The sequence below is a fragment of the Flavobacterium hauense genome (genome assembly GCF_054457175.1).
Genome location: NZ_JBTKVX010000033.1, coordinates 14181 through 30918, shown reverse-complemented (window position 1 = coordinate 30918; position 16738 = coordinate 14181). Strand labels below are relative to the sequence as shown.

Annotated in this window: 18 protein-coding genes; 7 read left to right on the top strand and 11 right to left on the bottom strand. The window is 43.3% G+C overall.

Translation table 11 applies throughout. From position 1 onward, the window contains the following. The 6 genes from ACX0HA_RS17000 to hemA form a co-directional block, all read right to left on the bottom strand. The coding region (locus ACX0HA_RS17000; RefSeq protein ID WP_458846506.1) for a coproporphyrinogen III oxidase at nt 1-339 on the bottom strand (339 nt) is incomplete at its 3' end. A gap of 356 nt (nt 340-695) precedes the next feature. Next, nucleotides 696-1049, bottom strand: coding sequence for a hypothetical protein (locus ACX0HA_RS16995; protein ID WP_458846505.1), 354 nt, complete (start codon nt 1047-1049; stop codon nt 696-698). A gap of 75 nt (nt 1050-1124) precedes the next feature. Next, nucleotides 1125-2150, bottom strand: coding sequence for a uroporphyrinogen decarboxylase (gene hemE, locus ACX0HA_RS16990; RefSeq protein ID WP_458846504.1), 1026 nt, complete (start codon nt 2148-2150; stop codon nt 1125-1127). 102 nt (nt 2151-2252) lie between these two features. Beyond that, nucleotides 2253-2921 (bottom strand): uroporphyrinogen-III synthase, encoded by a 669-nt coding sequence (locus ACX0HA_RS16985; protein WP_458846503.1) that lies wholly within the window; start codon nt 2919-2921, stop codon nt 2253-2255. After that, the gene (hemC, locus tag ACX0HA_RS16980) at nt 2921-3841 is read right to left on the bottom strand and encodes a hydroxymethylbilane synthase (protein WP_458846502.1); all 921 of its coding nucleotides are present in this window, start codon (nt 3839-3841) and stop codon (nt 2921-2923) included. Before hemC ends, ACX0HA_RS16985 begins: the two co-directional genes overlap by 1 nt. Continuing rightward, nucleotides 3838-5094 carry a glutamyl-tRNA reductase gene (gene hemA, locus ACX0HA_RS16975; protein WP_458846501.1) on the bottom strand — a complete coding sequence of 419 codons (1257 nt, stop codon included), beginning with the start codon at nt 5092-5094 and terminating at the stop codon, nt 3838-3840. The genes hemC and hemA overlap by 4 nt, the downstream gene beginning before the upstream one ends. Nucleotides 5095-5322: 228 nt before the next feature. On the opposite strand from hemA, the gene ACX0HA_RS16970 reads away from it, so the two are divergent. The 6 genes from ACX0HA_RS16970 (at nt 5323) to ACX0HA_RS16945 (ending at nt 11611) form a co-directional block, all read left to right on the top strand. Then, a complete protein-coding gene (locus tag ACX0HA_RS16970) occupies nt 5323-6195 on the top strand; it encodes a helix-turn-helix transcriptional regulator (RefSeq protein WP_458846500.1) in 873 nt (290 codons plus the stop codon). 205 nt (nt 6196-6400) lie between these two features. Next, entirely contained in the window at nt 6401-7432 is a 1032-nt protein-coding gene (gene hemH / locus ACX0HA_RS16965; RefSeq protein ID WP_458846499.1) for a ferrochelatase, read from the top strand. Beyond that, complete coding sequence (locus tag ACX0HA_RS16960; protein WP_458846498.1) at nt 7432-8772, top strand: MATE family efflux transporter; 1341 nt, start codon at nt 7432-7434, stop codon at nt 8770-8772. Before hemH ends, ACX0HA_RS16960 begins: the two co-directional genes overlap by 1 nt. Next, nucleotides 8773-9318, top strand: a complete 546-nt coding sequence (locus tag ACX0HA_RS16955; protein WP_458846497.1) for a CopD family protein — start codon at nt 8773-8775, stop codon at nt 9316-9318. Then, entirely contained in the window at nt 9318-10826 is a 1509-nt protein-coding gene (locus tag ACX0HA_RS16950; RefSeq protein ID WP_458846496.1) for an ATP-binding protein, read from the top strand. Before ACX0HA_RS16955 ends, ACX0HA_RS16950 begins: the two co-directional genes overlap by 1 nt. A gap of 2 nt (nt 10827-10828) precedes the next feature. After that, nucleotides 10829-11611: an enoyl-CoA hydratase/isomerase family protein gene (locus ACX0HA_RS16945; protein WP_458846495.1), complete on the top strand. Its 783-nt coding sequence runs from the start codon at nt 10829-10831 to the stop codon at nt 11609-11611. Nucleotides 11612-11664: 53 nt separating this feature from the next. On the opposite strand, the gene ACX0HA_RS16940 is transcribed toward ACX0HA_RS16945, so the two are convergent. From ACX0HA_RS16940 to yiaA, 4 genes are all read right to left on the bottom strand, one after another. Next, the gene (locus ACX0HA_RS16940) at nt 11665-12231 is read right to left on the bottom strand and encodes a GDYXXLXY domain-containing protein (RefSeq protein WP_458846494.1); all 567 of its coding nucleotides are present in this window, start codon (nt 12229-12231) and stop codon (nt 11665-11667) included. Further along, the gene (locus tag ACX0HA_RS16935; RefSeq protein ID WP_458846493.1) at nt 12221-13489 is read right to left on the bottom strand and encodes a DUF2157 domain-containing protein; all 1269 of its coding nucleotides are present in this window, start codon (nt 13487-13489) and stop codon (nt 12221-12223) included. Before ACX0HA_RS16935 ends, ACX0HA_RS16940 begins: the two co-directional genes overlap by 11 nt. A 39-nt stretch (nt 13490-13528) precedes the next feature. Continuing rightward, nucleotides 13529-13846, bottom strand: a complete 318-nt coding sequence (locus tag ACX0HA_RS16930) for a hypothetical protein (protein ID WP_458846492.1) — start codon at nt 13844-13846, stop codon at nt 13529-13531. A 74-nt stretch (nt 13847-13920) separates the two neighbouring features. Further along, complete coding sequence (yiaA, locus tag ACX0HA_RS16925) at nt 13921-14394, bottom strand: inner membrane protein YiaA (protein WP_458846491.1); 474 nt, start codon at nt 14392-14394, stop codon at nt 13921-13923. Nucleotides 14395-14521: 127 nt separating this feature from the next. Here yiaA and ACX0HA_RS16920 point away from each other — a divergent pair, with 127 nt between their 5' ends. Continuing rightward, entirely contained in the window at nt 14522-16042 is a 1521-nt protein-coding gene (locus ACX0HA_RS16920) for a hypothetical protein (protein WP_458846490.1), read from the top strand. On the opposite strand, the gene ACX0HA_RS16915 is transcribed toward ACX0HA_RS16920, so the two are convergent. Beyond that, a complete protein-coding gene (locus ACX0HA_RS16915; RefSeq protein ID WP_458846489.1) occupies nt 16015-16662 on the bottom strand; it encodes an HD domain-containing protein in 648 nt (215 codons plus the stop codon). The two genes, ACX0HA_RS16920 and ACX0HA_RS16915, sit on opposite strands and share 28 nt — an antisense overlap. Nucleotides 16663-16738: the final 76 nt, after the last annotated feature.

Below are 16738 nucleotides of genomic sequence, written 5' to 3'. Positions count from 1 at the left end.
TTTATCATACATTTCAAAATAACGCCAGTTGGCATGCACCGTAGGCGCAAAGGGGTTCTTCGGGTGAATGACAAGGCTTAGTCCACAGGCAAAAAAGTCTACATCACCTACATTAAAATAGGCCTGCATCGCTTTTGGCAATGGCCCATGAACGGCAGAGATATTCACGCCGCCTTTTTCAATTACCGCCCCGTTCTCAATCACGCGGGTACGGCCTCCACCGCCTTCGGCGCGTTCCCAAATGTCTTCACGAAATTTTGCAGTGCCATCTACCGCTTCAAGTCCTGAAGTGATCGTGTCCTGCAACTGCTGTATGTATTGGTAAAATTTATTTTTCATTGTTAATCTTTATTCAGTGATGTGGAGGCATATATATCCGGATTAGGAAAATAAGCTAACCAACATTACAATTATACCAAGGGGCCATAAAACGAGCTTATATAGTAGAGAGGTATCCTCTTTGGTTATTTTAGAATATAAATAAATCAGAAAAATATAAATAATGCTTAATGCGACTGTGATGAATGGATAAATGATAACAGTTAGCCATCCCCTCGCGCATCCATTAGTAATCTCTTGAGGGAAGCAATAAAATGCCAACACTTTACAAAGCCAGAAATAGTAAAAGCCAATAAATATTATTTTAAATCCTATTTTGGCAATCTTTAGCATCTTGATATTATCGGCTTGCGCAATCATTTATTAAATCCGTTTATCTTATTAAAAATATCAAACGAGAACATTTTGCTTTCGGCCTGCGTAAAATTATAGAGGGCAATAGCCTTTTCTTTAAAAGCAGGATTTGCAGCCAGCATATCGGCAAGGCGTTCCATGTTGGCAAAGTCAAAATGGAATTTGGTTATGTGCTCCGTAAGCTCAGTTCCGCTCATGGCATCAAGGCTTTCATACGATAAGCCCAGTTGCGTCAGCAATGGCTGTGCCTCATCCTTCAGCCATCCTTCAGGAACAAAAGCTAGCTCCATTAACTTATTCAGGATGTTATTTATCCTTTCATTCTCTTCGTCTCGCAGTCCTAAGCTTAGGGGCATAATCTTTAGTTTGCAGTGGTCAGTGATCAGTATTCAGTCAGAGTGGAACTGCCAACTGCTACTCCCAACTGAATACTATTTATATTCTTTCACAGCATCAATAAACGCTTTGGCATGGTCTACCGGAATGTTAGGCAGTATGCCGTGGCCTAAATTTACGATATAATTGTCTTTGCCAAACTCGTCGATCATTTGGTGAACCATTTTTTTGATGGTTGGTATTGGCGAAAGCAGCCTTGACGGGTCAAAGTTACCCTGAAGTGTAATCCTGCCTCCCGAAAGGTAACGGGCATTGCGCGGTGAGCATGTCCAGTCTACCCCAAGTGCCGAAGCCTTGCTTTGTGCCATATCGTTCAGCGCAAACCAGCAGCCTTTACCAAACACGATAACGTGAGTTTCTTCTGCCAGTGCCTCAACAATCTGGTTCATATATTTCCATGAGAATTCCTGGTAATCTACAGGCGATAGCATACCGCCCCAGCTGTCAAAGATTTGCACGGCATTTACACCTGCTTTTACTTTTTCTTTAAGGTAAGCGATAGTGGTATCGGTTATTTTCTGAAGCAGTACGTGTGCTGCTTCCGGCTGCGAAAAGCAGAAACCTTTGGCAGTATCAAAACTTTTTGAGCCTTTTCCTTCTACCGCATAACAGAAGATGGTCCATGGCGATCCGGCAAAACCGATAAGCGGCACTTCGTCGTTCAGCATCTCTTTAGTCAGCTTAATGGCATCCATTACATAACCAAGGGTTTCGTGAATGTCCGGAACGCGAACTTTCTCTACATCCTGTACGGTGCGTATAGGGTTTGGCAAAAACGGGCCTATGTTTTCTTTCATCAATACTTCAATACCCATAGCCTGTGGTACCACAAGGATGTCAGAGAAAAGGATTGCTGCATCCGGCTTCACGATACGGATAGGCTGTACCGTTATCTCGGCAGCAAGCTCTGGAGTCTGGCAGCGGGTAAAGAAATCATATTTGTCGCGCAATGCACGGAATTCAGGTAAATACCTGCCTGCCTGGCGCATCATCCATACCGGTGGGCGCTCTACTGTCTCGTTGCGCAATGCTTTTAAGAAAAGGTCGTTTTTAATGCTCATTTTTGTTTTTGTTTTCAACCTGCAAGGTCTTCAAGACCTTGTAGGTTTTAGTATTACAATATGTTTGACACACCTACAAGGTTTTTGAAACCTTTGCAGGAGTCACGGTTTTTTATAATAATTTATACACTGTACAATCACGTTCTCCAGTGTGGGCTTATTGGCAATCACGATATTCTCTGTAATGCCTTTAAGCGCTTCGGCGGTTGTGGTGCCTATGCAAAAGCACACTGCACTGCCTATGTTGTTTTCCTTCAGGTAACTCTCAATCCCGCTTGGGCTGTAAAAGAGTATGCCATTCAGTTTGCTGTTTATCTTGTGCGGTGAGAGTACGGTTTCATACACCTGTATCTCGTTCATCTCAATTCCGGCAGCTTTTAACGCTTCGGGAAGGGTATCCCTTCTCAGGTTACCCGAAAAAAATGTAAAACTTTCATTGGTATAACCTTCGGTAATAGTTTTGGCTAGTTCCTCTGCATAATCAGTACAAACTGTTACTTTATAACCGTAATGTTCCAGGGCGGCTTTGGTTTTTATGCCTACGCAAAATATCCCGTTGTCTTTCAGCTGTGCCGACTTACGATTGTGCAGAAAGCTAATTACCGCATTCTGGCTGGTAAATATCAGGTTGTCGTTGGCCGTGTCAATCTCAAAACTTTTCAGGTTTACCGAGATAAAATCGGCTTCTATTACTGATAGTCCCGCATTGAGCAGGAATTGCTTTTGGTTTGCCAAAAGCTTTTTGGCAGACAGTACACGGACAGTTTCCATTATTTTTTTAGCTGGGCCTTAATTTTGGCCATCAGTTCGTTACCTCCGTTGTTTAGCACTTCATTGGCACAGCGAATTCCAAATTCAGCGGCGTCATCATCAGTACCCATAACTTTCTCTATATGTATGCGTTCTTTACCATCTATAGATAATAACACACCTTCAAAACGTATCTCGCCGTCAAAGTTGGTTGCCAAAGCCCCTATCGGCGCAGTACAGCCACCTTCCAGAGTTCTTAGGAACTGGCGTTCTATGCGCGTGCAGAGTTCGCTTTCCACATGGTTCATTTTTTCAACAGCTTCACGGCTGTAAAGGTCTTTCTCCATAGCAACGACTACCATCGCACCCTGTGCTGGGGCAGGTATCATCCAGTCAAGGTCAATATGGTTTTCCGGCAGCAGGTTGATGCGTTCCAGTCCGGCAGCAGCGAATACAGCTCCGTTCCAGTCGTTGTCTTTAAGTTTTTGTAAACGCGTATTCACGTTTCCGCGAAGGTCGGTTACAGTATGGTTAGGGTAGCGATGCAGCCATTGTGCCTGTCGGCGAAGGCTTCCCGTTGCTATTGTTCCCATATCGTGAAGAAAATCAAGACTACCCTTATGAACAAGGATGTCGTTTACATTGGCACGTTCCAAAACGGCAGCCTGTACAATTCCAATAGGCAGTGCGGTAGGAACATCTTTCATGGAATGTACGGCAATGTCTACCTCGCCTTTCAGCATGGCAACATCAAGGGTCTTGGTAAAGATACCAGTAATGCCAAGTTCGTATAAGGGAACGTCAAGGATAATGTCGCCGGTAGATTTTACGGCAACAATTTTAGTGGGATACCCTAGCTGGTTCAGCTTTCTCTCCACGGTGTGGGCCTGCCAAAGGGCAAGTTCGCTGTCGCGGGTACCTATTCGTATCGGTTTTTTCATTTGGTTGAAGCTTCGATCTGAAAAACCTTCTCTATCCATTCGATGCTTTCATCTACCATGGTATCGCGGTCTTTAAGATGATTTGCAAAATGTGTCGTAATCTTATGAATGATGCGCTGACTGATGATCTCGGCCTGCTCTTCATCAAAATTACTTATTTTTTTGCGTTGAAAGTTAAGCTCGGTATCTTTTATGGTGTTAAGCTTTTCTTTAAGGGCATTTATAGTTGGGGCAAATTTGCGGGCTGAGGTCCAGTCGCTGAATTCGGCCTTAATTTCTTCGATAATGGCCTCGGCAGCAGGAATGTGCTTTTTGCGGTTTTCCAGTGTGCTGTCGGTAATTTTAGAGAGGTCATCAAGATGTACTACGGTTACCCCTTCCATCCCGTTAACGTCGCTATGCACATTTTTAGGTATAGAAAGGTCAAGTATAAGCAATGGCTTGTTTATGTCCAGTATGTCTTTATCTATAGTAGGCATAGGTGCCCCTGTAGCTACTACAAGTACATCGGCTTTGGCCACTTCTAAAGGAAGAAGGTCATAATCCTTAACGATGAGGTTAAACTTCCCCGCGACCTGTTCCGCTCTTTCGCGTGTACGGTTGATAAGGATAATATGGTCGTTTTTGGTGTGCTTAACGAGATTTTCGCAGGTATTGCGGCCTATTTTGCCTGTGCCAAAAAGAAGTATATTCTTGTTCTGTATATCGGCAACATTATTCATAATGTATTGTACCGATGCAAACGATACCGATGTTGCGCCTGAACTCAACTGAGTTTCATTCTTAATTCTTTTGCTTGCCTGAATAACGCTGTTTACAAGGCGTTCTATAAAAGCATTGGTCAGTCCAAAAGATTTTGACTCATTAAAGCCGTTTTTGATCTGGCTGATGATCTCGAAGTCACCCAATATCTGGCTATCAAGACCTGAAGCTACACGGAACACGTGGTCTATTGCTTCGGCATTTTTATATACAAAGGCTACACGCTGAAATTCTTCAACGGTGCCCTGGCTGTTATCGCAAAGTAATTTTATAAGTTGGTAAGGGTGTTGGGCATAACCATATATCTCGGTTCTGTTGCAGGTAGAAATAACAACAAGGCTCTCAATGCCTTCCTGTTTTGCCTGCTGCAGCAAAGCGGTCTTTGCTGTATTGCCCAAACTGAATTTACCCCTTATCTCGGCATCGGCTTTCCTGTAACTGAGACCCACCGCGTAAAAATAAAGATGCCTTGATATGTTATTGTTCTCCATAGTGCTCACTTATCCTAAAAGTTCTACAAAAGTATTGTGAACGTTTTTTAAAAAGTAACGCTCAAAGTCCTTTTTGTATCGCTGTGGGAATTTTTGGCACGAAAATGTATTTATTTGCCCAATTAATCTAAATTTGCAATAAAATCAGCACATTGCAAAAATATAGTTTAGAATTATTCTAAATAAAGACAAGCTAATTTTTTGTAGTTGGCATAAAAAAATACCGCTATGGGTTCTCATGAGGAAATTAACATTGAGGATGATTTCATAGTGCTGCGTTTCCAGAACGACAGTGATGAAACCTCTCATTATGAAAGGGAAGTAGGGACAGACCTCATACAATTTCACTTTGGCATAAAGGGCCGTGCCAAGTTTATTTTCAACCAGGGCCGCTATGCACTCGACCTTCGTGAGGAGGTATCATTGTTTTTGTACAACCCACAAAAAGAACTTCCGGTTCACCTGGAAATCGCTCCGCACAGCTGGGTAGTATCGGTACTGATATCGATTAAAAAATTCCATGGATTCTTTTCAGAACAGGCAGACCATATTCCGTTTTTGAGTACCGATAATATTGATAAGAAATATTACAAGGATGAAAAAATAAATCCGTCGATGGCGGTGGTGTTAAGTCAGATGTTCCATTTCAATCTGCACCAATCCATTAAGAAACTCTATTTTAAAGGTAAGGTGTATGAATTGCTGAGCCTTTATTTTAACCGTGCCGAAGACACCAATACAGAGTCATGCCCCTTCCTTGTAGATGAAGAGAATGTAATAAAGATACGCAAGGCCAAAGACATCGTGATCGCTAATATGGCCGAACCGCCCGGACTCGAAGAGCTTGCCGACAAAGTGGGCATCAGCCTGAAAAAACTGAAAATGGGCTTCAAACAGATCTATGGCGACAGCGTGTACAGCTTCCTTTTTGACTATAAGATGGACTATGCACGCAAGTTGCTTGACAGCGGCACCTATAATGTAAATGAAGTGGGGCTAAAAATAGGCTACAGTACTGCGAGCCATTTTATATCTGCCTTCAAGAAAAAATTTGGCACCACGCCTAAGAAGTATCTGATGAGTAGTAACGAGAAGGTTTAGAGTTATATCGCATTTGAGTAAGTTCCTGCAAGGTTTTTAAAACCTTGTAGGTGTAAATGGGATTCTTATCAAAAACCTATAAGGTCTCGAAGACCTCGCAGGTTAGAGAAAGGTTCCTGAAAAAAATAAAAAACAACAAAACAAATTGCCTTTCGCACGGTTTTTGTGAACCGCTTAAGGCCAATAGCAAACAAAGAATAAAGTGATGAAAGGAGTACTACTAGTAAATCTGGGTTCCCCAAAAAGCCCGACAGCAAAAGATGTAAAACCTTATCTTGATGAGTTTCTAATGGATAAGTATGTGATTGACGTTCCATTCCTGTTAAGGGCTTTATTAGTGAGAGGTATCATTCTTCGTAAAAGGCCTGAAGCATCTGCAGAGGCTTACCAGAAAATATGGTGGGAAGAAGGGTCACCGCTTATTGTGCTGTCTGAAAGAATGCATAAAAAAGTACAGCAAAAAACAGAATTGCCTGTAGCGCTTGCTATGCGTTATGGCCAGCCATCAATAGAGCAGGGACTTCAGGAATTATCTGATCAGGGTATTACCGAGGTGCTTCTTTTCCCATTGTATCCTCAATATGCTATGGCTTCTACGCTTACGATATTGGTATTGGCAGAAGAGATCAGGAAAAAGAAATTCCCACACATGACCTTTACCGATGTTCCTGCGTTTTTCAATAAGCCTGATTATATCCAGGCACTGGCAAATTCCATTAAAAGATCATTAGAGGGATTTGATTATGATCACCTGCTGTTCTCGTACCACGGTATTCCTGAACGCCACATACGAAAAACTGATGTAACCAAATCACATTGCAAAATAAATGATACCTGTTGCGTAACACCGTCGGCGGCGCATGCTTTTTGCTACCGCCACCAGTGTTATGAAACAACACGATTAGTGATAGAGCAATTGGGTATTCCTGAAGATAAATATTCGCTTACCTTCCAGTCACGCCTTGCCGGTGACAAATGGCTTGAGCCATATACCGATATCGAAATCAACAAGATGCCTCCTAAAGGAATAAAGAATCTTGCTGTGGTAACGCCGGCTTTTGTAGCGGACTGCCTTGAAACTCTTGAAGAGATTGCTATGCGTGCCAAAGAAGATTTTGAAGAGCATGGCGGTGAAAAATTCCTTGCAGTGCCTTGCCTGAATGATAATGAAGAGTGGATAGGTGTTGTAAGCAACTGGATTAATGAATGGGCTCATGCTGAAATTCCTGTAGCTTAATGGAAATATCATCCCGCGAACTTGCAAAAAAAGATATTAAGGGCCTGCTGATAAAACAGTCGGTACCTGCGTCTATAGGCATATTGTTCATGACGGTCAATATCCTCATAGATACCATTTTTGTAGGCCGTTGGATCGGGTCAATGGCTATAGCTGCATTATCGGTAGTTATGCCTATTACTTTTTTTATCTCGTCGCTGGGCATGGCGATAGGCACGGGCGGAAGCTCGGTACTCTCGCGTGCACTGGGTGCAAAGGATAAAGAGAAAGGACTTGTCACCTTTGCCCACCAGATCATGATGACCTTTGGGCTATCGTCACTATTTGTGGTTTTAGGCCTGTTTTTTGGAGATGAGATACTTTACGCCTTCGGGTCGAATGGAGAAATTACAGAGCCTGCGCGCGAATTCTTTTTCCCCATATTACTGGCAGTACCTTTCCAGGCATTGAGCATGATGGGCAACAGCGTTATCCGTGCCGAAGATAAATCGAAACACTCTATGATATCAATGATCATATCGGCTTTTTCGAATATAATTCTGGATGTCCTTTTTATAAAAATACTCGGATGGGGCGTGTTTGGGGCGGCTGTGGCTACGGCATCCTCTTTTGTTTTATGCTTTGCCTATATCCTTTGGTTTTTTATTTACCGAAGCGAGCTGCGCCTTACATGGAAACATTTTGCATGGCAGAAGAAGATAGCAGGAGAGATCACTTCGCTCAGTTTTGTAACCTTTGCAAGGCAGGGCGTTATCAGTGTGCTGGCCGTAATACTGAACCATACACTGTTTGCGCAGGGAGGGGAGCATGCCGTAACGGTTTATGGCATCATTAGCCGTATGCTTATGTTTGCGCTCTTTCCCGTACTGGGAATCACACAAGGCTTTTTGCCGGTGGCTGGTTATAATTACGGAGCCAACAACCATGACAGGGTACGCGAATCGGTTTCGCTATCCATAAAATATGCAGGCGGACTGGCCATACTTATATTCATTGTGATACTGGTTTTTGCAAAGCCCATAACAGCAGTTTTTACTACTGACCCTGATGTAATACGCGATACGCCGGGTGCATTGCGCTGGGTATTTGCGGCATCGCCCATCATTGCGGTACAGCTTATAGGTGCTGCCTATTTTCAGGCGGCAGGCAAGGCCAAAAAAGCGCTAATGCTAACGCTGTCGAAACAGGGTTTTTTCCTGATACCGCTGGTACTTATATTGCCGCAGTTTTTTGGTATTTTTGGGGTATGGGTTGCTTTTCCCATTGCCGATGTGCTCTCTACCATAGTAACGGGCATATTTTTAAAATCGGCACTGGCCGAACATGTTAATGAAGAATAAATGGAATACTACAACTACATAAAATCACTGCACCTCATATTTGTCATCACCTGGTTTGCCGGGCTGTTTTATATTGTGAGGCTGTTTGTGTACCATATAGAGGCTAATGACAAGCCTTCTCCTGAGAAAGAAATCCTTATCAAACAATACAAGCTGATGAGCTACAGGCTGTGGTATATCATTACCTGGCCATCAGCGGTGCTGGCGACTATCTTTGCTGTTATCCTGTTATGCCTTATGCCCGAATGGCTGCAGCAACCGTGGATGCACGTTAAGCTTACATTTGTATTCCTGTTGTTCCTGTACCATTTTAAATGCCACAGCATCCTGAAGCAATTGCAGCGGGATGAGGTAAAATACAGCACAGGCTTTATGCGCCTTTGGAACGAAGGTGCCACCATCATACTTTTTGCTGTGGTGTTCTTAGTAATACTAAAAAGCGCTATCAACTGGATATTTGGGGTTGTGGGGATCATTGTATTCTCTATACTGCTGATGCTGGGCTATAAATTTTACAAACGCATAAGGGAGAAAAATAACTCTTAATGAAAGAAAAGTTTAAGATAAAGCGCTGGTCACTGCGGACAAGGATTTTCCTGTCCATGATCTTTATTACCCTTGTCGCATCGCTCCTTATTGCCGCGGTGAGCATATATCAGTTCAGGAAAGAAGCCAAAGACTACCACCAGGACCGACTGGAACGCAAAGAAGCTGCCATCAAGCAGCACATCAACTACATTCTTGCCAATACCACCTATCCTTTAAATACCGAAAACCTTCCGCTGATCTTCCGCGAGCGCGTTCATGAGCTTGCGAACATACATGGTATGGAAATCAATATCTATGACCTTAACGGGCATTTGCTGAAATCGTCTAAATCGGCATTTTCGGTAGATACCGTGGCGATGAATATTCCTAAATCTATCCTGAAAGTGCTGCGCTCCACTGCCGAGAAAAGGTATGTCGATTTTAAGGTAAAAGATGGCAAACGTTTCCGATCGTCTTACAGCTATATAAAAGACACTAAGTTCAAACCGCTGGGCATCTTGAACCTGCCGTATATAGAAGACGACGGCTACTACGAAAAAGAGACAAATAATTTCCTTATACGCTTTGCGCAGGTATATTCGTTCATGCTGCTCATTTCGATCATTATTGCTTACTTCCTGTCGAGTTATATTACTAAATCCATCAAGGAGGTATCTGACCGATTAAAAGAAACACGCCTTAGCGAAGTGAATGAAAAACTGGATATGGGCGACACGCCACAGGAGATAAGCCTGCTGGTAGATGCCTACAATAACCTTGTAGAAGACCTTGACGAAAGCGCCACAAAGCTTGCCCAAAGCGAAAGGGAACAGGCATGGCGCGAAATGGCAAAACAGGTTGCCCATGAGATCAAGAATCCGCTTACGCCAATGCGGCTGACGGTACAAAGTTTCCAGCGCAAGTTCGACCCACAGCATCCTGACATCAAACTTAAGCTTGACGAATATTCCAAGACACTTATACAACAAATAGATACAATGAGCTCGGTAGCATCGGCATTCTCGAGCTTTGCCTCGATGCCCGCACAGCAGAATGAAACCCTGAACGTGGTGAAGATCGTGCAGCTGGCTCTTGAAATTTTCAACGAGCCCTATATTACCTACCATGCCGATGAGCCATATATCATTACCCGTATGGACAGGACACAGCTTATCCGTATCATTACCAATCTTGTGAAAAATGCGACTCAGGCAATCCCTGAAGAGGAACACAACCCGCTGGTTGAGGTAAGGGTTTTCCGCGAAGGCGAGATGGCAAAAATTTCGGTAAAAGATAATGGTAAGGGAATCAGCGTGGAAAATAAGCGCCGTATTTTTGAGCCGAAATTTACTACCAAGACCAGCGGAATGGGTCTTGGACTTGGAATCATAAAAAATATTGTGGAAAATTACCACGGTACAATTACCTTTGAAAGCCAGTTGGGAGCAGGTACTGAATTCCTGGTTACACTGCCAATAACAACTGCCCTGGGTAACGAAGAAGAGACAAACAACAAACAGATATAATAATGAATTACGAAAACATACTTACAGAACAGGATAATGGTCTTGCGATAATTACCATCAACAGGCCAACAAAGCTTAATGCGCTTAACAGGGCTACAATTACCGAACTTAATACGGCTTTTATGGCGTTGGATGCTGACAAAAGCGTTAAGACTATCATTGTTACCGGAAGCGGAGAAAAGGCATTTGTTGCCGGTGCGGATATTTCTGAATTTGCCGATTTTAATGTTGAAGAGGGCGAAAAGCTTGCTGCATTAGGTCAGGAACTTTTGTTTGACCTTGTACAGAACCTTTCAACTCCTGTTATTGCGGCGGTTAATGGTTTTGCACTTGGCGGCGGCCTTGAGCTTGCCATGGCGGCACATTTCAGGGTAGCTTCAGACAATGCTAAGATGGGCCTTCCGGAAGTATCGCTTGGGGTAATCCCGGGTTATGGAGGTACGCAGCGTTTGCCGCAGCTTGTGGGTAAAGGCCGTGCCATGGAAATGATAATGACAGCAGGCATGATTAATGCGGAAGAAGCTAAGGCTTACGGACTTGTAAACCATGTAGTGGCTCAGGCGGAACTGCTTGACTTTGCTAAAGGGATTGCAACCAAAATAATGAAGAACTCATCAGTTGCCATATCAGCGGCTATAAAAGCGATCAACGCTAATTTTGAAGATGGCGTGAACGGTTATGATGCAGAGATAAAAGCATTCGGAGAATCTTTCGGAACGGGAGATTTTAAAGAGGGTACTACTGCATTCCTTGAAAAAAGAAAAGCGGAATTTCCTGGTAATTAATTACGAGAATAAATTTATAAATAGAAAACCGGCAGTTCAACTGCCGTTTTTTTTTATTTCCTGTTCTTTACCACATAATCTTTTATGGGTATGCCGTCTATAATAACATCTTTTAATACCGCATCGCCCTCTCTTATGGCAACAACCGCATAGGCTGGTTTGGCATTTTTCTCAGTGCTGTTGTATTCCCTGTAGACTGTCTCAGCTTCATAGGCTTTGCCTTCTTCCATATAGTAGCGGTCAAAAGGCAGGGCTATATGCAGGTTATTATTGTAAGCATAATAGTAATCTACTGTAGTGGCTATATAATCTCCCTGCTCAGGTTCTGTTCTTGATACCTTTGTTATTCTGGCAAATCCTTTGGTATCAGTGCCAAGCGATACATATATCTTTTCGTTGCTTACCCACGAACTGTCTTTGGTCGGAATCATATCAATATCATAGCTCAGCGTAATGTATTTTCCCCTGAAAGGATCTGTTGGGTCTATGGGTGCGGTCCTGAACTTGTATTCGGTGCCCTGCCTTTCGGTCATTTCGCTGTCGTACACCATTTTTAGCGGAATTGCCAGCTGAGCCAATGCCGTCAGGGCAAAAGCGATGAGTATATTCTTAGTTTTCATGGATAGTGGTTTCAAGGTTTTTCTTTTTTCGGATAAGGATATAATTAGCGGCAAAGAAGCCTGTACCCACTGCAACAAACAGCACTCCGCGTATTGCGAAGGTCATGTAGGTGTCAAAGAAACGGCAGATGATGAGTACGGAGGTAATGACCAGTCCAAAATTCAGCAGCGATAAGTCGATTCGCAACACTCCTTTTCTAATGATGGCTATCCCCAGTGCGAGTGTCGCGAGATTGACAAGTACCATGCCTGCAACGGCATCGGCACAGCCTGCAAAGTACAATACAGGCGATGCAAGAACGACAATTACAAAAGGATCCAGTCGTTTCAGCAGATCGTACTTATAGGCCAGGACGGCTGTACCGCCAAGCACCAGTATCCAAAGTATTGCTGTCGGCAAGTCAAATTTAAGTTTAGTGTCAAATTCCCAAAACCATTTAAACGACATGAACATCAGCATAACGATAATCCCAACCTGCGACAAGGCATGGTAACCGTTGCCTCTTGTACCGAAATTCCTGAAAAAAGGCAGCTGTCCTATGGTATACAGGAGTCCAAAGAATGCCAGGTAAACAACGCAATTAAATGCATAGTCATTATTCAGGAAAGTGCCTAATATAATAGTGCCGCTCACGGGCAGCAACAGGTTCATGAAAGAAGTGAAGCCTACATGCCCCGTACGGTATCGTTCGATATAGAACGGAATGAAAGCCGCGATAAAAACAAGGTACATCCACGGGAGGGTGTTGTCATCATATCCTGCTACTGCTGCATACCAGGTCACAAAAATAATGTGCAGCACTCCCAGTACATTTGCCCTTAATATGTAGAGAAGGGGAACGCACACTGCTGTCCACGTGCACAGGAAAGATGCCATGTTTCCGGGGATATTGTAGATCTGTGCTATAAGCGCGATGGAGGCACCTACCGAGAAGAAGAGCAATGTGCCGGCAGACTGTTTCCATACTGTGCTTTTGTCTTTAATGATGGAGTAGGCGGTTAATGCCTGGGAACAGATAAGAGGCAGCAGTGCTAACAGGGTTTTTGATGTTTTCGAAAAATTATCCCAGTTGTGGGCAAACAGGAGTATGATTCCAAGGCCAATGAGCGAGGCACCTAACACGCCAAATATAGCCAGCAGGTTATTGCCCTGTGGCTGTTTCTTCTGTATGTAATAGTTCTCTATATCTTTTGCCGTTTGCGGACTGATAACATTTTGGGTTACCAGTTCGGGCAGGTCTTTCAGGATTGATGCCATGGTGTTGGATTTTAGTTAAATATAGCGATTATGGTTGGTTTACATCAGTGAGAATATTTTCCAGGCAGATAGTACACAGGACAGGGCTGCCAAAACAATTGATAGCGGCTTTAAATAGTGCACTTTGATGGATTGCATAAAGATGAAAATGGTAATTGCCAGCAGGTAAATCTCAATGACTGTAAGCCAAAAAGCATTGCGCAATACTTCAGGAAAGATACTAAGATAGGCCGTAACGGTTTCCGGGAAACCATCATAGAGGGTTGTTACATATATCCAGTAGGAGGTATCAGCGATAACTGCTGCCAGCAGAAGGATCGCGATGCAATATATAGGGAATCTGTATTTTGTTTTCATAAGGTGAATTGGTTAAAAAAAGCCCTGAAGCCATTCCCGCCGTGACGGGAGCAGCTACAGGGCACCGCTAAGGGTTATATGTTGTGGTCTTCAAATTGTTTCATGTCGCGGGTGTTCTTTTGTACGGCGATAGAGGAGAACAGGCTCAGTGTAAATGCCATCCCGAAGAATCCTTTTTCACTCAGGAACAAGTTGGCATTCCACAAGCCGATGATCAGCAGCACTACAGCGGCGATGGTGGTAAACCAGCTTATGCCATAGTAAAGGTCGGTTACGGGTATGCCTTCAAGCCTGTCGCGTACGCTTTTCTGCACCGATATTACGGAGAATAATCCAAACAGCAGGATGGTAAAGTAGTAACCTTTTTCGTTTAGCTGCATTTCGGCATTCCATAATCCTATACAGTAAGCCGTCATGCCTATAAGCATCGCAAGCCATGATGCACCCATAAATGCCGGACTCGGTTTTAAAGGGTTTGGTGCAGTAGTGATTCTTGCACTTTTTGATTCTGAATTGTTGTTAACTTCGTTTGGTTTTAGCGGTTCCATAATTTGTTGTTTTAAAATTATGAAGCAAATCTCCACTAAATTCAAAAGCGGTAAAAATCATATTATTAAAAAAACTGACGATATAAAATAGCATTTTTATATATTTATAACGCTAAAAATTATTGGTATGAATGCAATTCAGGAAGTAATACATCTTATGAATAGTGAAGATATAAAGGCTTTTAACCTATATCTTGACAAAAAGAACAAACGTAAAGATGTACGCAATGCAGACCTGTTCAATTTGCTTAAAACTGACGATATAAAAGCTGAAAAAAAATCGTTCGAGAATAAAAAATCTGCCGATGCCCATCATGCCCTGCGCAAAAGGCTGTATGATACTCTGGTAGAATTCATGGCAAACCGCAGTTTTGAGAACGATACTTCCGAAGAGCATGCTGTACTAAGACTGCTGGTGGTAAGCCGCCTGTTCTTTGAGCACAAGCTGACCAAAGCCGCATTTAAATGCCTTGCCAAAGCCGAGAATATCGCCAAAGGGCTTGAACAATTCAGCCTGCTTAATGAGATCTACCATGCCCAGATACAGTTTGCTCATCTTAACCCGGTACTTCTGCTGGATGATGTTATAGAAAAGTTCAGAGCTAATAAACAAAAATTGGAACAGGAAGAGCAGCTTAATCTTGGTTATGCATTGCTAAGGAGGGAACTTTCGCAAATGTACCACGAGGGTAAGATCGTCGATTTTCAGGAACTCATTAAAAATACCATCGAATCGCATGGCATTTCGCTAAGGCAGGTGCTTACGTTCAAATCTTTATACCAGATATTATTCATTGCCAATGAATATGCCTCGCTAAACAGTGATTACGGGCGAATTACACCGTTCATCGTAAAAAGTTATAAGTTCATTACCGGCAACGCGGCGTTGGCCGACAGGCATCTCTATTACCATATTTATATATTGTATTTTATGGCCAATTTCCATTTCAGGAGCGGGCGTTTTGCCGAATCGCAGGAGTATCTTGAAATGATGTATGGGCAGCTGCAAAAGCAGAGTGGGAAATATTACAACCGTTTTTGCCTGCGTTATTTTTTGCTGAAGGCGCTTAACGAGAATTACTCAGGTAATCCCGGCAAAGCGACAGCGACTGCCGAAAAAGCCCTGATACAGCACAAAAAAGCCGATGCTAATGATATTAACGACCTTCGGTTGGCGCTTATCGTGTTTTACCTGCAGCAGGATGCCGGGCGTGACGCAGCCAGGGAAATGGTTAAGCTCACCCACTCGGATAGTTGGTATGAAAAGAAAATGGGAATAGAATGGGCTATCAAAAAATGCCTGGTCGAGATACTGCTGCATACACAACAGGAACATACCGAACTGGCAATCTCAAGGATAAAGAGCTTTAAGCGTCGTTACAAAAAATACCTGGTTACGGTAAACGAAGATAGGGTAGTGCAATACCTGATGCTCATAGAACGCTATGTACTGAAGCCTGAAATAATAACGACCCCGAAATTCAAAATCACGGTAGAGCAGTTTATCGCAGAAGCCCAATCCGGTCCACAGGATATTTTTGTAATGAGCTTTGTAGCCTGGTTGCTGGCAAGGGTAAATCGTAAGCCCGTTTATGATACTACACAGGAATTACTTCAGGATTATTTTTCGCCCTCCCATTCGGCATGAAACTGCGAAAGGAAATCGACCATGTACTGATGGCGGCCTTCGGCAATGATCTTACCGGTAGCGGTATTTATACGGTCTTTGAGCAGCAATAGCTTTTCATGAAAATGATTGAGGGTTGGACCCGTACTGGCTTTATATTCCTCTTTGGTCATGTTGAGGTTAGGCGGGATTGACGGGTCATGTAATGTCCTGTTCTTGAATCCGCCATAGTTGAATGTCCGGGCAATACCTATAGCACCCAGGGCATCGAGCCTGTCAGCATCCTGAACGATGTCTAGCTCCATAGAGTGGAATTTCATCTCGTGATTGCCGCCTTTAAATGAAATATTCTCTATGATATTTACCACATGAATGATGGTGTCTTCGGGCACATTTTGCGCCGCCAAAAACTGCCATGCCATTGAAGGGCCAACAGTCTCATCACCATCGTGGAATTTGCTGTCGGCAATATCGTGCAGTAAAGCACCCAGCTGAACCACCTCCAGATTACAATTTTCGCCTCTGGCTATCAGCAGGGCGTTGTTGTACACACGTTCAATGTGAAACCAGTCGTGGCCTCCCTCGGCACGGGCAAGCTGTGCTTTTACAAAAGCTTTTGTAATGTCTATAAGGTTGTTCATGCTATCAAAGTTAGGAGTAAGCCCTGAATTATGCTAATTAAATTTTCATGAAGGAGTCATTGAGAGGGGTTACGAC

Bases quoted from the DNA above. Each gene is read 5' to 3' on its own strand.
- ACX0HA_RS16920 (WP_458846490.1), top strand. From the start codon at position 14,522: ATGAATGCAATTCAGGAAGTAATACATCTTATGAATAGTGAAGATATA.
- ACX0HA_RS16970 (WP_458846500.1), top strand. From the start codon at position 5,323: ATGGGTTCTCATGAGGAAATTAACATTGAGGATGATTTCATAGTGCTG.
- ACX0HA_RS16950 (WP_458846496.1), top strand. From the start codon at position 9,318: ATGAAAGAAAAGTTTAAGATAAAGCGCTGGTCACTGCGGACAAGGATT.
- ACX0HA_RS16995 (WP_458846505.1), bottom strand. From the start codon at position 1,049: ATGCCCCTAAGCTTAGGACTGCGAGACGAAGAGAATGAAAGGATAAAT.
- ACX0HA_RS16960 (WP_458846498.1), top strand. From the start codon at position 7,432: ATGGAAATATCATCCCGCGAACTTGCAAAAAAAGATATTAAGGGCCTG.
- hemA (WP_458846501.1), bottom strand. From the start codon at position 5,094: ATGGAGAACAATAACATATCAAGGCATCTTTATTTTTACGCGGTGGGT.
- ACX0HA_RS16940 (WP_458846494.1), bottom strand. From the start codon at position 12,231: ATGAAAACTAAGAATATACTCATCGCTTTTGCCCTGACGGCATTGGCT.
- ACX0HA_RS16945 (WP_458846495.1), top strand. From the start codon at position 10,829: ATGAATTACGAAAACATACTTACAGAACAGGATAATGGTCTTGCGATA.
- ACX0HA_RS16915 (WP_458846489.1), bottom strand. From the start codon at position 16,662: ATGAACAACCTTATAGACATTACAAAAGCTTTTGTAAAAGCACAGCTT.
- yiaA (WP_458846491.1), bottom strand. From the start codon at position 14,394: ATGGAACCGCTAAAACCAAACGAAGTTAACAACAATTCAGAATCAAAA.
- ACX0HA_RS16935 (WP_458846493.1), bottom strand. From the start codon at position 13,489: ATGGCATCAATCCTGAAAGACCTGCCCGAACTGGTAACCCAAAATGTT.
- ACX0HA_RS16930 (WP_458846492.1), bottom strand. From the start codon at position 13,846: ATGAAAACAAAATACAGATTCCCTATATATTGCATCGCGATCCTTCTG.
- ACX0HA_RS16985 (WP_458846503.1), bottom strand. From the start codon at position 2,921: ATGGAAACTGTCCGTGTACTGTCTGCCAAAAAGCTTTTGGCAAACCAA.
- hemC (WP_458846502.1), bottom strand. From the start codon at position 3,841: ATGAAAAAACCGATACGAATAGGTACCCGCGACAGCGAACTTGCCCTT.
- hemE (WP_458846504.1), bottom strand. From the start codon at position 2,150: ATGAGCATTAAAAACGACCTTTTCTTAAAAGCATTGCGCAACGAGACA.
- hemH (WP_458846499.1), top strand. From the start codon at position 6,401: ATGAAAGGAGTACTACTAGTAAATCTGGGTTCCCCAAAAAGCCCGACA.
- ACX0HA_RS16955 (WP_458846497.1), top strand. From the start codon at position 8,773: ATGGAATACTACAACTACATAAAATCACTGCACCTCATATTTGTCATC.